Source organism: Acidobacteriota bacterium (assembly GCA_016208495.1).
Lineage (GTDB): Bacteria > Acidobacteriota > Blastocatellia > Chloracidobacteriales > Chloracidobacteriaceae > JACQXX01.
The window spans coordinates 59,259-79,866 of the sequence record JACQXX010000019.1; the positions used below are offsets into that span (position 1 = coordinate 59,259).

The 20,608-nt window shown below is 51.9% G+C and carries 11 protein-coding genes; 2 read left to right on the forward strand and 9 right to left on the reverse strand.

Annotated elements, in window-relative coordinates; translation table 11 throughout:
* Positions 1-221: 221 nt before the first annotated feature.
* From HY774_03400 to HY774_03420, 5 genes are all read right to left on the reverse strand, one after another.
* Positions 222-3,800 (reverse strand): tetratricopeptide repeat protein, encoded by a 3,579-nt coding sequence (locus HY774_03400; GenBank protein ID MBI4747503.1) that lies wholly within the window; start codon positions 3,798-3,800, stop codon positions 222-224.
* A gap of 116 nt (positions 3,801-3,916) precedes the next feature.
* The gene (locus HY774_03405; protein MBI4747504.1) at positions 3,917-4,261 is read right to left on the reverse strand and encodes a hypothetical protein; all 345 of its coding nucleotides are present in this window, start codon (positions 4,259-4,261) and stop codon (positions 3,917-3,919) included.
* A 191-nt stretch (positions 4,262-4,452) separates the two neighbouring features.
* Positions 4,453-7,560, reverse strand: a complete 3,108-nt coding sequence (locus HY774_03410; GenBank protein ID MBI4747505.1) for a CHAT domain-containing protein — start codon at positions 7,558-7,560, stop codon at positions 4,453-4,455.
* 109 nt (positions 7,561-7,669) lie between these two features.
* Positions 7,670-8,443 carry a transposase gene (locus tag HY774_03415; GenBank protein MBI4747506.1) on the reverse strand — a complete coding sequence of 258 codons (774 nt, stop codon included), beginning with the start codon at positions 8,441-8,443 and terminating at the stop codon, positions 7,670-7,672.
* A gap of 29 nt (positions 8,444-8,472) precedes the next feature.
* Positions 8,473-8,610 (reverse strand): hypothetical protein, encoded by a 138-nt coding sequence (locus HY774_03420; GenBank protein MBI4747507.1) that lies wholly within the window; start codon positions 8,608-8,610, stop codon positions 8,473-8,475.
* A gap of 553 nt (positions 8,611-9,163) precedes the next feature.
* On the opposite strand from HY774_03420, the gene HY774_03425 reads away from it, so the two are divergent.
* A complete protein-coding gene (locus HY774_03425) occupies positions 9,164-12,055 on the forward strand; it encodes a PD40 domain-containing protein (protein MBI4747508.1) in 2,892 nt (963 codons plus the stop codon).
* 77 nt (positions 12,056-12,132) lie between these two features.
* Here HY774_03425 and HY774_03430 read toward each other — a convergent pair whose 3' ends face one another.
* The 3 genes from HY774_03430 to HY774_03440 form a co-directional block, all read right to left on the reverse strand.
* On the reverse strand, positions 12,133-13,209 hold the full coding sequence (locus HY774_03430; GenBank protein ID MBI4747509.1) for a hypothetical protein: 1,077 nt from the start codon (positions 13,207-13,209) through the stop codon (positions 12,133-12,135).
* 111 nt (positions 13,210-13,320) lie between these two features.
* On the reverse strand, positions 13,321-13,650 hold the full coding sequence (locus HY774_03435; protein ID MBI4747510.1) for a hypothetical protein: 330 nt from the start codon (positions 13,648-13,650) through the stop codon (positions 13,321-13,323).
* 65 nt (positions 13,651-13,715) lie between these two features.
* The gene (locus HY774_03440) at positions 13,716-14,459 is read right to left on the reverse strand and encodes a hypothetical protein (GenBank protein ID MBI4747511.1); all 744 of its coding nucleotides are present in this window, start codon (positions 14,457-14,459) and stop codon (positions 13,716-13,718) included.
* Positions 14,460-14,717: 258 nt separating this feature from the next.
* Here HY774_03440 and HY774_03445 point away from each other — a divergent pair, with 258 nt between their 5' ends.
* Complete coding sequence (locus HY774_03445; protein ID MBI4747512.1) at positions 14,718-16,973, forward strand: DUF2950 family protein; 2,256 nt, start codon at positions 14,718-14,720, stop codon at positions 16,971-16,973.
* Between the two features lie 106 nt (positions 16,974-17,079).
* On the opposite strand, the gene HY774_03450 is transcribed toward HY774_03445, so the two are convergent.
* Complete coding sequence (locus HY774_03450) at positions 17,080-20,211, reverse strand: TonB-dependent receptor (protein ID MBI4747513.1); 3,132 nt, start codon at positions 20,209-20,211, stop codon at positions 17,080-17,082.
* Positions 20,212-20,608 lie beyond the last annotated feature (397 nt).

Consider the following 20,608-nt stretch of genomic DNA (forward strand, 5'->3'; position numbering starts at 1 on the left):
GTTGTTCCTCTCAGCCTGCGCAGCCTAGATTTTGTGCAAACAGGATAGGTCGCCAACGTGACAGAACGGAGCATCGCTTGCTCATCAAAATCCAGCTATTTAAGTTATTTTTCCGGTTTTGTCTATTGAGGCTCAGCAACTTCAACCACCTGGATCAAATTCACCGGGGGCTATTGTCTGTCACCTGCTTCGCAGGTTAAAATCAAAACCTCGCTGTAGTACTAAATGCTATCAACCATCGCCTGTGCCTTTTCATGATCGTCCGATTCCAGGGCCGCCATAAATTCCTGCAGGGTTTCCTCACCGTGCAGGGTTTCAATCGCCATAAAAATAACCCGCATCAATGTCCGTCCCACTTGCTCGGCAATTGGGGATTTGATCTTTTCCAGGATAACTTGTGATTCCTGCAAATAGGCAATAGCCGTTCGGAACTCTCCCTTTTGTGCCAGGAGTTGAGCCATCATCCCCATCGTTATGGCCTTGCCCTGGACGTCGCCGATGCGTTCGGTGAGTTCCAACGACTGGTGGGAGAGGTCGAGGGCCTCCGTGACCCAACCTTGCTGGGTGAAAATGTTGGCCAATTCATGCAAGGTGAGGGCTTTGCCTTTAATGTCTTGAATATCTTCTTTAAGCCTTAAAGATTCTTTGTAAAGAGCAATAGCTTTTTCTGTCTGACCTTGTTGCGCGAAGAGTCTGGCAAGCTCATGTAGTGTGGCAGCTTTGCCCTGTACATATCCAATGCGTTCAAAGAGTTCTAATGATTCCTGGAAAATGGCAAAAGCTTCATCTATTTTGCCTTGCTTGGTATAGAGAATGGCTATTGCGTGTCGTGAAGAGGCTTGGCCTTGAATATGCCCAATATCCTCAAAGTGCTTCACTGCTTGCTGATAAAGAGTGAAAGCATCGCCTATCTTTCCTTGTTGGGCGTGGAGAGTCGCTATTTGGAGCAAAGTAGCAGCTCCACCTTGAATATGCCCAATGCTTCCATTGAGTTCTAACGCTTGCTGGTAAAAAGTAAGTGCTTCTGCAACTTGGCCCTGCTGGGAGAGTAGATTAGCAAGGTGGTAAAGTGTAGCGGCTCTGCCTTGAATATTCCCAATTTGTTCATTGATTTCTAAGGACTGATTGAACAGCGCAACGGCTTCACCAACTCGGCCTTCGGAAGCAAGGATAATAGCAAGAGCATGAAGCGAAGCAGCTTTGCCTTTAACATCACCAAGACGTTCGTCAATCGCTAATGCTTGGTAAAGAAAGGCGAGCGCTTCGTCTTTTTTTCCCTGAGTTAGATAAAGACTAGCTGAATTATGAAGAATGTTTGCTCTTTCTATCATCTCTTCCACTGGGCAATGAAATAATGCAGATTGGAAATAAGCCTGCGCTTCTTCGATATTACCTAGTGCTTGTTTGGCCTGAGCTAGATTTTGGAGAATCAAAAAATCGTTAGGTGAGATTTCCAATGTCATTTCACACAACTTGGTCGCTTCATGAAATCGGCTAGTGTTGACCCAATGCCGGGAAAGTCGGCCTCCTAATTCAATCGCAATTTCCTTTGCTTGGCCTAAGATGGCTAACCGGTGAATTTCCAGAACTTGTGGTTCAATGACTCCATCGTCGGGTTTCCACCAAAACTGATACAGCACTGATGTGGCTTTCTGGCAGAGGGCTTTCTGGTCGGCGGGTTGTTCTGATTTCAGGAGCGGCAGCAGAATGCGTGGCACTCGGTAATGGCTCACATCACCAGGAAGTACTGTGATTTCAATCAGTCCCAGGGTAGCGGCGCGCTCCAGGTGATGGTCAACGCCGGAAATATCGTCGCAGATGGCTTCAATCGCGGCTTTGGGCACCGGGTGGTCAAAAACCAGGGTTCGTGCCAGTACCTGCCGAAGCACTGGTGATTGTTGTTTGAGAAGTTCCGCTGCCAGAATGCTTTCCCGGAAGGCAGCTTCTTTTTTGTCCATCTCGGCCAGGATGGTCATCAGGTCAAGCCCCGGCGTGGTGAGCAATTTGAAGAGCCATTCGAGCAACCGTGGATTGCCATCAGCCACACGGATAGCATGTTCGCGGGCGTCTTTGAGGTCAGTTGGAATGGTCTTTCCAGCTTCGAGACGGCGAATCTTTTTCCGCCAGTCGGCATCGCGCAAACCATCGAGGGCGGGTTCAACGTGAAACTGGGAGGCTTCTTCAATCGCAAATTCATAGCGGCTGGTGACAATCACGCGATGGCGACCATTGGTTTGGGAAATCGCAAAGGCGAGGGCTTTCAAGACGTCAACGGCATCAACCGAGAGCACCGGCAATCCGTCACGCCAGTTCAACGCGCCACCGTTTGTTTCAAAATTTTGCTCAAAGTCATCCAGCACCAGCAGGAACGGCTTTTCAACCTGTTCAAAAACCGGCCAGAGCTTGAATTTGAGTTCGGTATGCGGATCAAGCAGTGTGTCACGAAGTTCTTTATTTTGAATATGTTCAGCAAGTTTGTTGACCAGCGAAGGCTCGTCAATTCTCCCAAACCAGGCCACGAGGGTGAACTCTTCGTGCAATCGGTCACACATCCGGGCGGCGAGACTGCTTTTGCCCAGACCTCCCATCCCGTGGAGCACCACGCCTAGCCGGTCAGATTCATACCGGAGCACTTTCAAACAGCGTTGCAGCACCCGCCGTCGGCCAACGAAGTCTTCCCGTTTGGGAACTTTGATTTTGTGGTCAGCATCGAGAAACCGGGGGGTGACGGATGCTGGCACCGCTGGTTTTCGGCCTTTGGTTTTGAGTGGCGTCACGAGCGGTTGAGGGATACCGCCAATCACATACAGCCGGAGCAAATGCCAGTCACGCGCTTTTTCTTCAATCAACTTTTCATAAGTGGCTGCCAGTGCGTGGGTTGGGCTTTCTCCGGAGGAAAGCTCGTGATAGAGCGCCGCTGCGGCCTGGCTGGCATCGGTTTCAAGCACCGAACGCCCCCATCCGAGCACCGCCGTAAACCCATGCTGGAGCAAGGTTTCCGCCATTGACGGCACATCCCCCGCTTTCATCGCCTGTCCGGTCTTACACCCCGAAAGGAAAACCAGTTTGGGTTTGTGGTGGAGTGCTTTGGCAATTTCCTCACCGGTTGCCAGTTCTTTTGTGCCGATGTCAGATTCCATCAGGAATTGTGGACCGTCGTCGGTGTGTGTGGCATGTCCAGTCAGGTGAAAGACATCCAGTTCATCATAATTGGTGATTGTTTCGTGGAGTTCCTTCAGGTTGCCGCTTTCTTCAACCGTCAGGGTCAACGGCTTTTTGCTGGTGGCATCGAGGATGAGGGCTTCTTCGCGTTCGAAATCAAGTGGTGACGTGCTGTCCTGCGGAGACGTCGCCATAAACAAGACCCGCAAGGGCCGATTGGCTGGCGCATAGCCCGTTGCGGTTTTGTCAGTCCAGCGAACCGGCACAATGCGCGGGCTTCGGCTCTCGACCAGAAAGCTCTTTCCATCGTGGAGCGTCTCCCACGGCAGATGACCGAGTTTTCCGGTGGTCGAAATCGCCAGCACCAGCAACCGATCCACCGGAGTGTCACCAATAGCCGTCGCCAGAAATCGGTCGGCCTGGTCAAGCCAGTTGAAGAGCTTCTGACCGTTCTGCACCAGATCTTTGGGAAGTACCGTGTAGTAATCCGTTTCCGCCGCCGTGATGAGCGGTTCGATGGCTTTGACTTCGAGTTTGCGCGACGTGTAGTCATTCGGGTTGTCGAAATAGTAGCGCAATTCAGCCAATCCATTGCCCAGTTCAATCAGTTTGATATGGAGGACGGTTTCTGACGACATCAAACACCTCACAGAGCCAGGGTTCAGTTCAAGATGGGAGCGCGGGCATCTTGCCCGCCTGAACTACATTCCCAACCCGTTGCGGGCGAGACGCCCGCGCTCCCATGTGAAGACATTCATTCCGGCAACTGATTGGGCACAGCGGCCAGGATGGCGGCGACGTCTTCGGGTTTGGCATTTTCCATCAACACCCGCGTTCCGTCGGGGCCTTCGATGATGACTTTTTCGATTCGTTTTTCGTCTTTGCCTTTTTTCCAGTCGCGATACCAGATGATAAGTTTGTCTGCAACGGTGACAGCGCCGGCGGTCATCGCGACAATTGACACAATGGTGGCCAGAGCAATTTCCTTATGTTCTTCGACGATTGGTTCAACCGTAGCCGTAAGTTCTTGAATTTCTTGAAGATTTCGCGATGCGTCAACGGCGTGCTCACCTTCGACAATCAAGCGGATCGCTGGCATAAACCCCTCCGAAACAATGTCCTGAATTGTTGGTGTTGAATGAAAACTGGTTGCTGTGGAAATACAACAACACGACGTTAGCACATCCACCTTCGTTACAAAAGGACGGAGATTCAGCGTTCAAGCGATTGTTTGCACGATTTCACGCTCAGCCCAAAGTTGAGTCAATGAATGTATGTCCCAGAATCCGATCACTTGCCTGTCAGGCTGATCCACTCACCCGACAAAATGAAACTGGCCCAGTAAAACGGGTGTTGCCGCTTCGGATTTTTGAGCAGGTCCAATCGGACCTCACGCAAGGCAGCGCTTCTTCCCTGGCCCAACTTGAGCCGTTTGTAATAATCGGTCATCAAATCCTGCGTTCCCGCATCTGACACCGGCCACAAGCTCATCATCTGGCTTTCGGCACCGGCGAGCACAAACGCCCGTCGCAGGCCATACACTCCGTCACCGGTCTTCACGTCCCCAACACCGGTGTCACAGGCTGACAACACAACCAGCTTGGTGCCCCACAGGTCAAGTCCCCCGGCTTCAAGCGCGGTCAGGGTGCCATCGTCACTGCCTTTTCCGGCGTTGGCACCGGCGAAAAAGAGCATGGACCGCAAGAGTGGATTGGCTTTTTTCAGCTCTTCGGGATCAACTGGTCTGGGAAGTTCTCCCAGGCGACCTTCCACAATGATTGGTGTTTCCACATTAGCCAGGAAATACCCGTGGGTGGCAATGTGCAGAAATAATGGACGATTCGCCGTCTTGAGCGTTTGTTTGGCGGCTTTGTCTTTTACTTTGACGATGGCTTGTGGAAATTCAGCTTGAATGGCAACCGCTTCCCGTGATGTCCCAGGCAATGGCAACAAAGGCTTGACGGTTTGGCCAAAGACCGTCGGACCAACACCCGTGGCGTAATCCGGATTTGCCAGGACCAGCGGGCTGGTTTTGTTCGATAAACCATTGCGCAATCGCAAGAGGTCGCGTCCACTTGTCAGGTAAGAAATTTCATAGGTTTCGACCAGGTATTTCCCCTGTTCATCAACCAAAGCGTCAAATGGAATCAGGTTCAAATCCCCGTCGGCTGAAATCAACAACCGACGAGTTTTTCCAAGTAGCTTCCGAACCGGCGCCATCACAAGCTGGTCGAGCACACGGGCTTTGGATTTGAGGTTAGCGCTGGAGCTTTTCGGATCACGTACAACGTTGCGAAATTCGGTCACGACTTGCCCAATCGGTTCAGCCTCCCCCAGGTCAACCCAGGCAAGTTCGCCGTCTGCCTTGAGCACATACACTGCGAACCGAAAACCGTCATTATGGAGATAGGTTTTCGCGTCGAAGGGCTGATAGGCGATAAATTCGATCAAAGCTGCGTCTTGGGGAATTGCCTTTTGCACAGATTCCAATGTGGTCGGTGTGGTTTGAATTTTGAATTCAACGCTGCGGGCACTAATGTCACGTTCCAGTTGGTCCTTGCGGGTTTCAAGTTCCTGAATTTGAGCCTGATATTCTTCCGGTTTTCGGCGCCCGGCCCCTCTCAAGATCAAAGTCGCCAAGTGTGCATTGACGGTTGAATATTCATCCAGCAATTGTTGGGTTGATGCATCGCCGCGTTTTCGGAGCAAGGCAATCGTACTCGTCATCGCGTCCAGCACACGCCCCTTGCGGCGCAGAATGACCTCCAATGCCAGGCGACTTGCCGCTGCATCCCTGGGAGCACTGTTTAAATGAAGCGATACACACCGATACATTTCAGCCGTGGTTTTGTTTAAGTAGAGCAACTTTTGTTGCTCAGAGCCCGACGCGAGATTCAGCATCAAATCGCGTTCGCGCAGTGCGTTAGCTCTGGTTTGAAAGGTGACGGCTTTGGCGAAATCACCCTCGGATTCATACAGACCTGAGAGCATGTTGAGGAGAAAGACCACCGAAGGATGCGCAGTCCCCAACGTTTTTTCCATAATTCCAATTGCTTGTTGGAGGGTGGCTTCTGCTTTCGGAAAGTCCCTGGTGTTTTTGTACAGCCACCCCAGGTTACTTAATACAGTTGCTGTCTCTGGGTGGTTGGGGCCAACCGTTTTTTCCAAAATGGCACGGGCTTTCAACAAAATCGGTTCCGCCCGAGCAAACTCTTTCCGGCTGCTATAGAGCCCTCCCAAATTGGTGAAAATGAGCGCGGTTAATGGATGTTCCGGCCCAAATGTTTTTTCTCGGATGGCAATCGCCCGCAAATATAGCGACTCGGCTTTATCCAATTCCTTCTGGGCATGATAGAGCAATGCCAGATTGTTGATCGTAATCGCCGTCACTGGATGCTCCGGTCCAAGGGTCTTTTCCCGAATCGCCAGCGCCCGGACAAACAGCGGTTCGGCACGGGTAAAATCACCTTTGTCTTTATACAATCCAGCCAGATTTTGGAGTGCCCTGGCCGTTTCGGGATGTTCCGGCCCAAGAATCTTTTCGTAGCTGGCCAGTGACCGCATATAAAGCGGTTCCGCACGCACATACTCGCCCTGCACGTGATACAGCAATGCCAGATTGCTCAATGATTGCGACGTATTGGGGTTCTCTGGGCCAAGCGCTTTTTCCCGAATATTGAGGGCACGCACAAAAAATGGTTCGGCTCGCGCATACTCTCCGCGAGCCTGGGACACCAACCCCAAAGCGTTGAGTGATTGGGCGGTATCCTCGTGCTCAGGTCCTGACATTTTCTCACGAATGGCCAGCGCCCGCAGGTTCAGCGTCTCAGAGCGGACCAAATCGGCCTTCAGGTATGAGACCCAGGCCAAATTATTGAGGACGGTGGCGACATCCTTGTGGTCCAGGCCGTGTGTTTTTTCCATGACGGCCAGAGCACGGGTAAAGAGCGGCTCGGCGCGGGCCAGATCTCCTTTTTCCTGATATACCCAGCCAAGATGAAGCAATGAAAACCCAGTATCTGGATGCTCCGGCCCCGGTGTTTTTTCCCGGATGGCAAGTGCTCGCACCAGCAGGGGTTCAGCAGCGGCAAAACTCCCTTTTCCGAGATGTACTCTGCCCAGTCCATCAAGGGCGGCGGCGGTGTCGGGATGTTCCGGACCAAGGTGTTTTTCCGCCAACAAGACCGCTTCTTCGGCTTTCGGTAAGGCATCGTTCAGGCGTCCGACCTTCAACAATTCGTCAACCTCAGCAGTGAGGCGGGTGATTTGCGTTTTTACCTGGGTTGGCTCGTCTTGAGTGTGCACCGCCGCGAAGACACCGGCTTCGATATGCCAGACAAACAGGCTCAACACGATGCAGAAGGCAACCATGGCTCGAAATATTTTCTGGAAGACCATAAGTGTTTATATCATTGGGGTTGGAGGATTTTGGGCTCAGGGTTGGGAAAAGGACCGATATTCGAAAATCTGGAACCCTGACAGAATGATACCAGTTTGTAGTCAGTAGTCAGTAGTCAGTAGTCAGTAGTTCATTAAGTCTATTTGATTGAATTACTTGACTATTTTCTAATGCGAGGGTTCCATTCCAAAATGGTATAACGTCATCTTCGTGGTGGTGAAATTCCATCCCTCCTGGTGTTGAAGTGAAAGCATCGTCCCTGGTGTGGCGACTGACTATCAAAATGCCAAAGCGGGAGTAAAAGCCGGTCACTTTGATCTTGACAGGGAAGTCGTTTGCAAGAGGCGCTGGAAGCATTGAGAAAGTACCTCGGCGGGGAGTGAACTCCTGCCCCAATCGGCAAACGGAGATGAGGAACGGAGGGACCCCGGCGCGGCTCTCCGAGAGGATCGGATCCAGCCTGACTTGTTCGTGTTCGGCCAGGATATCCTCAACCGTATAGTCGGTATAGGCACTGTCACGCCAGACCTCGCTCCCAGGTGGCAAATCCAGGGGCAGCAAATCCAGCCCATGGACATCATGCGGTCCACCAGGCAGAAACGCGACTTCGACTGGAATCCCATCAACCGTCGTCAACACCTGCACCCACACCCCATAAAAATATCGCCGCTTCGACGCATTGTAGCTTCGAAAGGCTTCGTCCCTCACCAGTCGACACCGTTTGATTCGGATATTGTCGCAGATTGCCACCGGAAATGAGTCCATCAGATATTCCATCCTCGAATTGGCTTGTTTCAATACCCACCCCAGTTGATGAAATACTTCCTCCAGCCATCCCGCCAACTCGTGCAGCCTTCGACACAGCCGAGATCGGCTCAGCATCTTCGGGATCAACCTCAGTTCCTTCAGCATCAACCGCGCTCGTTCCAGGTTGCCTCCATACATTCGGGCGGCGGCAAACGCACGGTCAACACTTCCGCATCAGTCATTGTCACTCGTGAATCTTCCTGATGCCCAATTCCCTTGAGAACATCATCTAAGTGGAGCAAGCAATGAATGGGTGATTCCCCACTATCTTGAGTCTGAGAAATGCAGAGTAGATAGAGAAATAGCGAAAATTCACTCACCAGGAGACCGAGCAAAGCCGTCCTGGAAAAACAGAGGGAACTTGAGCCGCAATTGATCAATCAAACTTCGCTACGGTTGACGAAGTTGAACTCCGTTATTTTAGGAATTTCTCGTGAGTCAGGCATGTTTCCGGCACTGATGATTTTGGTGGTTCTGGAACTCTCTTCTTGAAAATAAAAGGGTTATGCCCATTGCAAAAAATAAACGGGTGCTTTTTCCAAAGCACCAGCTACACCTGAATCAATAGATTACAAATGTGGTTCAACTGCCACCACAAAATCTGTTGAGCGCCAGCCCTTTCACTTTGGTCAGTTAAGTCGAATGAAGGGCAGGTGTATCTGGCATAAAAATTGCCTTTGAGTATGCAACGATCAGCCATATTCCTGAGCCGACTTATCTGGTGAGTTGTCCAAATACAGGTTATGAGCTTTACAGCGTGCCCCCTGTCGTTTCAATCAGAAGGGAGAAACTGTAATGAAAAACTTTTATTTGCGAGCACCTCGCTACATGGTGTGGCTGAGTGTGTTGAGTCTGGTAGTTGGAGTCAATTTTTTGAAGCAACCGCCAGTTGTTGAAAGTAACACACAGGCTATCATATCCAAACAATTAAGTGCGGCTGACAAGCCTTCTTCGGAAGTGGGACGGCAGCCCGACTGGACTGGTGGTATCCAGGGCCGCCAGGAGGAAAAGCAATCTCGTTTGACCGCCGCTCCCAATGTCCAGTACACAGTTCAAGGCGTGTCACTGGCGGCAGGGCAATTGGAAACGGGAAATGGAGGGAGTTCAATCGAGGTACACAACACCGTCAGTGATGATGGTCGGTATGTGGTGTTTACCAGCACGGCGACCAATCTGGCGGCGGGCCAGATAGATGCCAATGAAACCGATGATGTGTTTGTTTTTGACCGGGTCACACAGGCGGTGCAATTGGTGAGCCGGGCTGCCGGTATCACCACGGGTAATGGCTTTTCTTTTAGTCCAATGATCAGCGGCGATGGGCGGTGGATTGCATTTGAAAGCGTGGCGACCAACCTGGTGTTGGGTCAAACAGACACGAATGGGACTTTTGGCAACGATGTGTTTCTCTTTGACCGGGTTACGGAGACGATGCAATTAGTAAGCCGGGTTGCCGGCACCACCACTACCACAGGCAATAAGGGCACTTCGACCCATGTGATTAGTGCCGACGGGCAGTGGATTGCCTTTGGAAGTGAAGCAACCAACCTGGTGACGGGCCAAACGGACATGAATGGGAATCTTGATGTGTTTGTTTTTGACCGGATCGGGCAGACGGTGCAACTGGTGAGCCGGGCTACCGGCACCACCACCACCACAGGTAATAGTTACTCTTTCAATCCTGAGATCAGTGCCGACGGGCAGTGGATTGCCTTTGGAAGTGAAGCAACCAACCTGGTGACCGGCCAGATAGACACGAATGGAAGTAATGATGTGTTTGTTTTTGACCGGATCGGGCAGACGGTGCAACTGGTAAGCCGGGCTGCCGGCACCGCCACCACCACGAGCAACGGTTTCTCTCAAGAACCTGCGATCAGTGCCGACGGGCAGTGGATTGCCTTTATGAGCGAAGCAACCAACCTGGTGACCGGCCAGATAGACACGAATGGAAGTAATGATGTGTTCGCCTTTGATCGGGTTGGGGAAACGATCCAGGTGGTAAGCCGGGCGGCGGGTACCAGCCTCACCACGAGCAATGGCTATTCTTTCAATCCTGAGATCAGTGCTGATGGGCAGTGGATTGCAGTTCGTAGCTTTTCGACCGACCTCGTAATCGGCCAAACAGACACAAATTTCTGTGATGACGTGTTTGTCTTTGACCGGGTTGGAGGAACGATGCAACTGGTGAGTCGGGCTGCCGGTACGACTGCCACCACGGGTACCAGCTTCTCTGAAGAGCCTGAGATCAGTGCTAACGGGCGGTGGATTGCATTTCGCAGCATTTCGACCAATCTGGTGACCGGCCAAACGGACACCAATGAAAATCATGATGTGTTTCTCTTTGACCGGGTCACGGAAACAATGCAACTGGTGAGCCGGGCTGCTGGTGCGACCACGACAACTGGCAACGCTATCTCCAGGATGCCCTCCCTCAGTGCCGATGGAAAGTTTGTGGCGTTTCAATCAATGGCTTCAGATTTGATAGCTGGGGATTTGAATCTGACTGAGGATGTATTTTTATTTGGTGCCACTCCGATTACGGGTACTGTCACCGGAGGCGGAACAATTTGTATCGGGCAGTCGGCAACGGTTAAGGTAACAATTTCCGAGGGAGTCCCCCCGTACACAGTGACGCTCGACCATGGAGGTGGGACCAAAACTGGCAACAGCCCGCTGACGTTCACGGTGTCGCCACTCACAACCATAACCTATACGGTTCAATCGGGGACTGATGCCGATGGGTGCCTTCTTATCGGGAGTGGAAATGCCACTGTCACGGTGAACTCTTGTCCAAAATTACAAATCTTAATGGTTGCCGACACGATCAATAACCGCGTCCAGCGCTTTGACGGTAACACCTGGTCTGTGATTGGAACAGGAACGGTCGGCTCCGGAAATGGTCAGTTCAACCGTCCAGAAGCAGTTGCTTTTGATGATGCTGGCCGGATTTATGTCGCTGATTTCGGGAACAGTCGCATCCAGTGGTCAACCGACAGTGGCACAACCTGGGCTACCTTTGCCGCGAGCGGCTTTGGATTGGGTCAGGTCAGATTCCCGCAAGGGCTGGCTCTGGATATCAATGGCAACCTCTATGTGTCCGACACAGGGAATGGTCGCGTGCTCCGCTTTAACAATGGTGTTCCAGGAAACGCGGTGGTGATTGTAGCGAATGGAAGGGGGAGCGGTCGTATTGGGCTGCCTCACGGACTGGCCATTGATTCAGCATTCCGGCTCTTTGTCACGGATGAAGGCTACAACCAGATCTTGCGTATCACCAATGCCCATACAGTCATGTGGTCAACAAGTGGAACCTCCATCGCCACCAAAGGCACAGCCCTCAATCAGGTCATGAAGCCGCAAGGCATCGCACTTGATCCGAACGGCACACTCTATATTGCCGATACTGGAAATTCACGCATGTTGCGTTGGACCAATGCCAACCCCAACACCAGCACGGCACTGGCTTTGACCGGGTCTCAACTCGGCCAGGTCAACCGGCCCGAAGGCGTCACGATCAAATTCTTCCTGACCGGCCCCTTTGCCGGAAATCTCCTGCTGGTTGTGAGTGATACAATGAACAATCGCATCCAGGGCCGATTTGTCCCAACTGGACAATGGAAGCTGGTCGGGGTCCCGAATGGACTCGGCACTGCCATTGGTAGCTTCCGGAATCCATCCAAGATCCAGTGATGAGAATGACAGAGTGACCAAAAGTAAGGGCATGGCTGCTTTGAGCCGCGCCCTTTTCCAAAACCCGGAACCCTGTTTTACTTTATTTTGAGCTTTGCGACAGAGGCCGCTTCCCCGGCATTGCCGAAGGCATCGCTCGCAATGATTTTCACCACGCCGAGTTTGGTTTTCGGCAAAGCGTTGGAGACTTCCCAGAGAAAAGACTGTGTACCTCCTGAAAGTCCAGTCACAACCGTCGTGTTGAAATTGACGCCGTCAGTGGCATACACAATCGTGTGATTGGCCAGCTTCTGATCATCAATCGAATACCAGACAATCGCCACTCGCGGGTCAGTTTTGCGATTGACCTTCTTTTTGGAAAAAGCAACATCGGTCACGACCGGCGCTGACGTGTCAGGCTGGTTTGTGACGGTGAGTGTACCGGTGGCAGTGTGAACAAGCGGTCCGGAAGTTCCAGTCAAAGTGATTGCATACTCAGCTACTGGAGTTTCTGATGTCGTGGTCAAGGTCAACATCGCCACATCACCTGCATTCACAAGATTTGAAGACAATGCAACTCCAATCGTGGGATCAGCCGGAGTGATGACTGCGGTGAGATTTACCGGTTGGGCAAATCCGGCTTGCGGGTTGGCCTGAACCAAAAAACTGGCCGTCCCACCGGGGAGCAGTGCCCGTTCACCTGGATTGAAGTTCAAAGCAAAATCAGGGGCAATGGTTTGTTCAACAGTGAATTTGACGTCTACTGAATGAACCAGACTTCCTGACGTACCCGTGACGCTGAGTGTGTACTCATCGAGCGGCGTGTTCCCCGTGGTGGTCACCGTCAACCGGGTGCCATTTCCCGGAGTCACTGCCGAAGCCGAAAAATTCAATGAAATGTTGCTGGTGGCGGGTGTGATTTTGGCGCTGAAGTTGACGCTCTGGGTAAAGCCATACACACCTTCGATGCGGACTTCATATTGCGAAGTCGTTCCGGGTGTAATGGTTCGCGGTGTATTGGGTGTGATTGACATGGCGAAATCTCCGGGCAATTGCACCCGGCGATTGATTCCAGCCAGACTTGTGGGTGAAGGAAAAGAAATCAGAAGCGCCGGCACCATCGCCGCCAGAAAGCCGAGCACAGTGAGACGCACTGACCTGAAAGAAGCAGACATACAGATACCTCCAGTGACGGTGGGACTCACGGAAATCACTTGTAGCCAATTGTTCGGCCAATGTCTAGCTGACACTCCGATTCATAGCGCCTGCCAGCATTGAAATATTCCTCAAGCCCTGTACCCTTTGGCTGCGTTTCTCCAACTCAAAAAAGCTCCGATGCTGGGAAGCACCACAGCAAGCACGATGGCAATATAAGACTGGATAACATAAGCGTACCCGGCTTCCCGAAGAATAGCCGGGCCAAGATGTTGATCGTGAAGCTCGGTTAACCAGCCCAATCCCAAAAGCAAATTGATTGGAAAAACAATGGCCAGCAACCAGTAACGAAACCGGGTCAACCCAAAACCAATGACTGCCAGGGCCGCATAAAAAAGCCATATCTCAATCAATTCCGGCTCTTTATCCATGACTTCAAAGAAGAAAGCAAAATTGTACATATGAGTTGAGCCACCCGTGTTGCGGACTCACAACGAACTCGATTTTTGAGTGATGAGGTAATTTCTCAGAACTTACCCCAATCAATAAAGGCACCACTTTTCACATAAGCAGCTTTGGACAGAGCTTGAATTGACGGCGGTAGCTGTTGAACTGGAATACGTCGCTGAAATTCCACTTTGACAACCTCGTGATGCCAGGAAATTGGGTTGTTTGACGTAAACACGAGGATTTCATCGCGGAGAAAGTATTCAGTGTCACCAAATTGTGTGGGTTCTCCGAAGTCGGCTGCCAGTGCTGTGCGGTCATACGGAAAAGAGTCGGTACCGACCGCAAATCCACCGCCAGGGCTGTCCATGTACGCCAGAAAGTAATCAAAGGCAAAGGCTGAAACGGTTGGCGACTGCATTCCCCGTTTTTCAAACCATTCTTCGTCGCCTTCATAATTCAGGAAATACACCACGATTGGCGGATCATCCTTGTCTAAATCCTGAGTTTCAATCGCCCACCACACATCACCTTCAGCCTGGGTTAGCAATGCAATGGCGTTATGTTCTGGGATTGATTGCACAAAGAGTGGACCATCCCGGAAAGAAAAATATTCATCGAGTTCTGAGGCTGACCAGCCAAAAAAGCACCATTCGCGAGCCGAGGGTGGAAGGGTGATTCCAAGTTCCGCCTCAAGTTTTTGGAGCCGCTTCATATCCCGCTGAGGTCTGAAATTGAGACCAGTCCAGGTGCGAATAAATTGATAGATCTGCTCCCATTGGTCTGACCAGTTGTGTTTGATACGTGTAAGATCTTGTGACATAAGCGTTTCAGCCGATCCATCCTTTCTGATGATTCACAAATGTATACAGCACATCTTCTTGCAGGTGCGGAAGAAAATCCACCGTCAATTCGCTTAAAATTTGTGTTTCTCTTTCAAAGAATTGGATTGCCAGCCCCCTGGTTCGAGCCTAGAATTCCTTTGTTCTCAACAGCATGATCTCCCCTGACTGTATCCACAACCCAAGTAAAAACCAAAGCTGTGACAAGTCACAGCACTCCAAAGATTTTTTGAGGCGTTATGAAACTCACTCGTCGGTTGTTCTGTGTGATGTTGCTCGCAGGGTTTCTCCTGGGGGGTCATTTCCACGTGGTGGCCCAAACAGCGGAACCCCAATCAGAAAAACCGGTTCAGGCCAGTGCGACGCTGCCGAAACCTCAAGCCCTCAAGCCCTCAACCCCCGTGACTCGCACTCTGAACGGCACTGAACAACACCGTTTCACCGTGGCGGTCAAAGCTGGGGAGTTGCTGCGGGTTGTGGTTCAGCAACACAGCGTTGATCTCAAGTTCTCGGTCCTGCCGCCTGGGACAGCAGAAATGGTTCAGGTGGATGCCGCCGATGCTTTTGGGAAAGAATGCTATTCGGTGATGACATCCGCAACTGGAAATTGTCAGATTACAGTGACGGCAATTGATTCTCAAAACAAAGCTGCTGGTGAATACCAGATCACGGTTGAAGTCAAAAAGAAACCGACACCTGCTGATCAACAGCGGCTCCAGGCTGAAACCTGGCTGGCTGAAGGCGGCATGAGGCTCTATCGCCATGACCGCAACGGCGCCGCCGAGAAATTTGAAGCCGCCGTCAAAGGATTCCAGGAATTGAAAGATCCAGAAGGCGAAGCAACCGCCCACTACATTTTGGGATACGCCTGTCAGGAACTTGACCCAGCCAAAGCCATTCGCCATCTGGAATCCGCGCTTGCCCTGTGGAAACTCCTCAACCAGCGACCACAGCAGGCCCTGACGCTCCAGTGGCTTGCCAAAATCCAACGGAATTCGCCAATTCGGGACTACCCGAAGGCACTTGAATCCAGTCAACAGGCACTCCACCTCTGGGCTGACCTCAAAGACTATATCCGGCAGATAAAGGTGCTTGATGAGATACAGAATCTCCACCGCTATTACCTCAATGACACCGCACAGGCCACGGCGACGCTCAGTCGCATGGTCGAACTGGCCCATGCCCAAAAAGATGCGGGACATGAAGCTGATCTGCTCAATCGCCTGGCCGATGATGCGGCAGAAGCTGGTGATCAAACCAAAGCCATCAGTCTTTTGGAATCGGCGGCGGCGCTCCGTAAAACCTTGAACCAGCCGGAACAACAGGCGCGTGTGCTGAACCAGATGGCACGACTCCACCGACAACAAAAACATCTTGACAAAGCCACGGTGGTCCTTGGCCAGGCGGTTGATCTTTTACTGGCAACCCAACCCGTTTCGCTGACGGTACAAGATTTTCTGGTTGGACTGGTTAATCTTCACCTTGCCCAAAATCAGATGCCACAGGCGCTGGCAACCTGTGATCGAGCGGCAGCGGTGACTGCGTTTGAAGGCCGGTCATTTGGGCCTGGGATGTTGATGTACAAAGGCATAATTCAACGGAGTGTCAGAGCTTTTCCCGAAGCTCGCGACAGTTTCCAGGCAGCACTCAATCGAATCAACCAGTGGAAAACCAGTGCCGGGCAGACGGCCTCCGATTCGATGTCGCCAGCCAATTTGGAACTCAAACTGCTGGAACTGGGCATACAACTTGGGCTTGGACTGGTCCAACATGATCTGGGCCAGCATTCCGAAGCACTGGCCACGATTGAGAAGGTTCGCACCGAATTTGCGGCCTTTCAGCAGGTGCTCCAACAAGCTAACCTGCTGAAACCAGCCGAATCAATCACCTCTGATTTGGCGGCACAGTTTGTTTCCGGCTATGTGTATCGGGAAATCGGCGAGAAACACAAAGCCCTGCAGGCATTTGAGAATCTGACCGGGTTGCTCCGGCAGGGTGATGCCAATCCGGACGTTCCCGATTATGTCAAAGAAAACTGGCAGCAGTTTGAACAGGGCGTGAAACCAGTGCTTGGTATTCTGTACCTTGAAAACGGGCGATTGATTGAAGCGGGCGAAGTGTTTGACGCTATCGAACGCCAGCAAAAACAAGCACCACGGATACAGGCAACCGAAGGTTACGTGACCGGTATTCTGGAAATGATGGCCAATCTCCAGAAAGCCTATGCCGCCACCAAAGGCAATGGCCGCTATGCCACCCTTGACGAACTGACTGCTCTTGGCTGGCTGGCTCCAGAGTTGACCAAAGGTCCGGTTGAAGGCTACCGGTTCACCAGCCGGTTAACCTCTGACGGAAACGGCTATGAAATCACGGCAACCCCCGAAAAATATGGCGAAACAGGCATCCGGTCGTTTCTGGTGACCAAAACCGAGAAGGTTTTGAGTAAAGACAACCACGGCGCGCCGTTGACGGTGCTGGATTTTGAGGAAAAGTGATTTTTTGGGGTTTGGGCTTTTCGAAAAAGGCGCGATTCACGGCAACCGCGCCCTTCCCGGCTTTTCGTCCTTTTCGTCCTTTTTGTCCATTTGTCTTGTTAGCTCTCTAAAACGAGACTTTCAACCCAAACTGAATCTGACGCGGGTCGCCGGCGCTGTTAAAGCCAAGCGCTTCCGTTGGAGAGCGGTCTTTCCTTCCGCGCAGGTTGAACGGCCCGCGCACCAGCTTTGGGTCACCGCCGATCACGTCGTTGACCGACAGGAAATTGGTGTGATTCAACACGTTGGTCGCTTCGACGATTACTTCCGCCTGAATTCCGGCCTCTCGATTGACGGCAATCAATTTGCTGATTCGGAGGTTCACATTGGCAAAGCCAGCCCCCTGCCCCGTGTTTCGCCCGGCATAAAATGGACGGTCATAGTTGCCGGTGGTGTCTCCGTTGACGTCGCGGCCAGCCCGTGTGGTAAATGGAATGCCACTGCGAAGATTTACAATCGGACTCAAGGTCATATCTCCAAACAGATGACCCAGCCAGCCTTTTCCCGGACCGGATTTGAATGGACTCTGAAACACGCCACTGACCACAAAATTATGCCGAACGTCAAAGGATGACACGCTCCGCTCCAGATACAGTCGCGTTGGCAGAAACGCGGCAAACGTGGCGTTGAAATCAATCACGTCGTCAATGGTTTTGCTGTAGGTGTAATTCGCTTCAAACTGCACATTGTGGCTCAAGCGTTTGGTGAGCGACGCGGTCAACCCGTGATAAATCGAGTTTCCAATTGAACTATACAGATTTAACTGGGCAATCGTCGGATCAATCCGGGCCAGTCGCGGGCCGTAAATCGGATCAAAGACGTCTGTTTCCCGATAGTTGACATTCTGTGACACCTGTAAATGCACACCCCGGTACATTTGATAGGCGACATCCAATGCCAGATTTGAAGCCAGTTGCTGTGAAATGCCCAAACTGGCCTGGAGCGAATAGCCGTTCCGATAGCCTGGACTCGGTTCGTTGATGCGCCGTCCCTGTGATTTCGGCCCGGTGGAAATGCCAAACGCATTGACCTGGGCTTCGCTTAAAGCCGTGGACGGCAACACACCTAACCCGGCACCGTATTGCCACAAATTCACCGGCGACTGGGCACCATCGCTGAGTGCCCGAATCACGATATTGACATACTGCCCGGTATCATTCTGGATCGTCGTTCGGAGCGGAATCTGAAACGGAATCGGCGCCACAAACATGCCGCCGCCGCCGCGCAACACCGTTTTCTGATTCCCAAACACATCCCAGGCAAATCCGAGGCGCGGTGAAACAAAGCTGTTTCCACCAATGGGTCCTGGTTGATGATCAAAGTCATACCGGACCCCGGCATCAATGGTAAATGTCGGGGTTACTTTCCACGAATCCTGGGCAAAGGCGCCAAGACCGTGTGCCCAGGCGTTCCAGTTCGGATTGTTGAACCCTTGCGCATACTGCGCCGGTCGCCCCAGATTAAAAGACTGGATCGAATTCAAGTTTGCGTCCGTCGGACCACCAGCGGGCAGGCCATTCGCTGTATTAAACGCCGCCAGCGCCGCTTGATCAGCCGCCGAAAGTGCCTGATTGACCCCAATCACCCCGGAAGCAAACGTCCATTGCCCTGGGAAAAACTGACCATTGACGACCTGATAACTGGCTGGCCGGTATGAAGCTCCAAACTTGAAGGTATGCGAGTTAACCGTCCAGGTCAGGATGTCTTCGATTTGATACCGGTCGGCAATGGTTTCAACCGTCGTTGGTCGCCCAAACGAACCAACCCCAACAATCAACAACCCGGTGCTTTGTAGAGACTTCGCCAGCGTCCGGGCCGAAAAATTGGGCACAATCTGCCCGCGTACCTGATTGACCAGATTGGAATTGAAGATGTGTAGCCAGGAAACCAGCGTCGTGTAATCGCGGAATTGAACCGTCGTATCAGCGCTCGGCGCCTGATCGTTGTTGGGTGTCAACTGGTCCTGGTCTTCGCGTGAGAGCGAAAACCGCGCCGTGATGGTGTCGCTGGCGCTTACCTGATAATCCACCCGTGTCGTCCAGTTATAGCTGCGAACCGGTGCGGGAAAAGCACCTTCGTTTTCCTGTAACAGCTTGAGCGTGTTTGGGTAACTCGTGGTGCTCAACGCGGTTTGAAGTCGCTGCCCAAGCGCACGAATCGCTGGATCGGTTGCTGCTTCCAACCGCCCCAGATATGCCTGTTGACCAGCCGTCAGGTTGAAGGTGCTGTCGTTGGTATAGCGCCGGAATCGCGATGTGTCGGATTTCAAAGCTTCAAACGAAGTAAAGAAAAAGAGTTTGTTGCGGGCAATCGGACCGCTCAGGGTCAAGCCGGGATACAGCTTCTGATCAAAGGCTTTCTGTGGGTTGTAGTCAAAATAATTGCGGGCTGCCGTTTTTTGCGACCGGAAGAAGGCATACAGACTGCCGTGAAAATCGTTGGCGCCGCTTTTGGTGACTACATTCACCGCTGAACCCGAGGTAAACCCGAATTCGGCGGCAAAACCATTCCGATTGACCTGGAATTCCTGGACGGCTTCCGGGCTCAGATTTCTGATGCGAAGCTGCCCGGTTCCAAATTCGTTTTCGCCGCCATCAATCGTGACCAGGTTGTTACGCCCGTTTCCACCGCCGATGGAAAAGCCCGATGAGGTAAAACTCACGTCAAACCCGACAAACTGGGCACGGGGTGCATTTGAATCTGAGACGCCGGGCAAGGTGTAGACATAGGACGTGAATTCGCGGCTCAAATTTGGCAGATTCTGAATCTGACGCCCCTGGATAGTATTGGCCTGTTGGGTACGCGCCACATCAATGACTGGAACATCGGCGGTAATTTCAATTACTTCACCGGCCATGGTGGCAATCTGCAACTGCAGGTTCTGAACTGTAATTTGCCCGACGGTTAACTCAATGTTTTTAATCGCTTTGCCGCCAAACCCTTCGGCTTCAATCACCAGGTCATAGGTGCCAGGTTGCAGGAACGGAAGCTGATACTCACCCGCCTCACCAGTCAGTGCCGAACGTGAGAAACCGCGTTCGCTATTTTTGGCGGTAATCGAAGCATTCGGCAGTGGCGCTCCGCTTTCATCGGTCACAGTTCCCCGAATGGTCGCGGTGGCAGCATCCGCCTGGCCCAGCACAGCCAGCGGGAATGTAACAATTGTCATAAACAGGATCAGTTCACCGAGGAGTTTCATAAATACCATGTCCTTTGGCGGAGATGTTTGACGAGCCCGGCAACCTGACGAGATGGGAAATCCGGCTGCCTGATCCTCTGAAGAAATTTCAGTCCAAAGCTCACGTTTTTCGTGTCTGATACCAATTTGCGATGAAGTCCTCGTATTAGAAAACAGTCAAATAGTTCAATCAAATAAACTTAGTGAACTACTGACTACTGACTACAAACTGGTATGAGCACGTCTTTGAGAAAATGGAAAAATCTGAGACTGATGAGGATTACCTGAATTGAACAAGGGGGATTCCAGGTCTCGATAGCAACCCTTGTACAAGATAACGGATAAAGTGTCAACATAACGACACACCTATTCACAGAATACACCGCTGACCGCACCTGAGAATTCACTCGACGCCAGG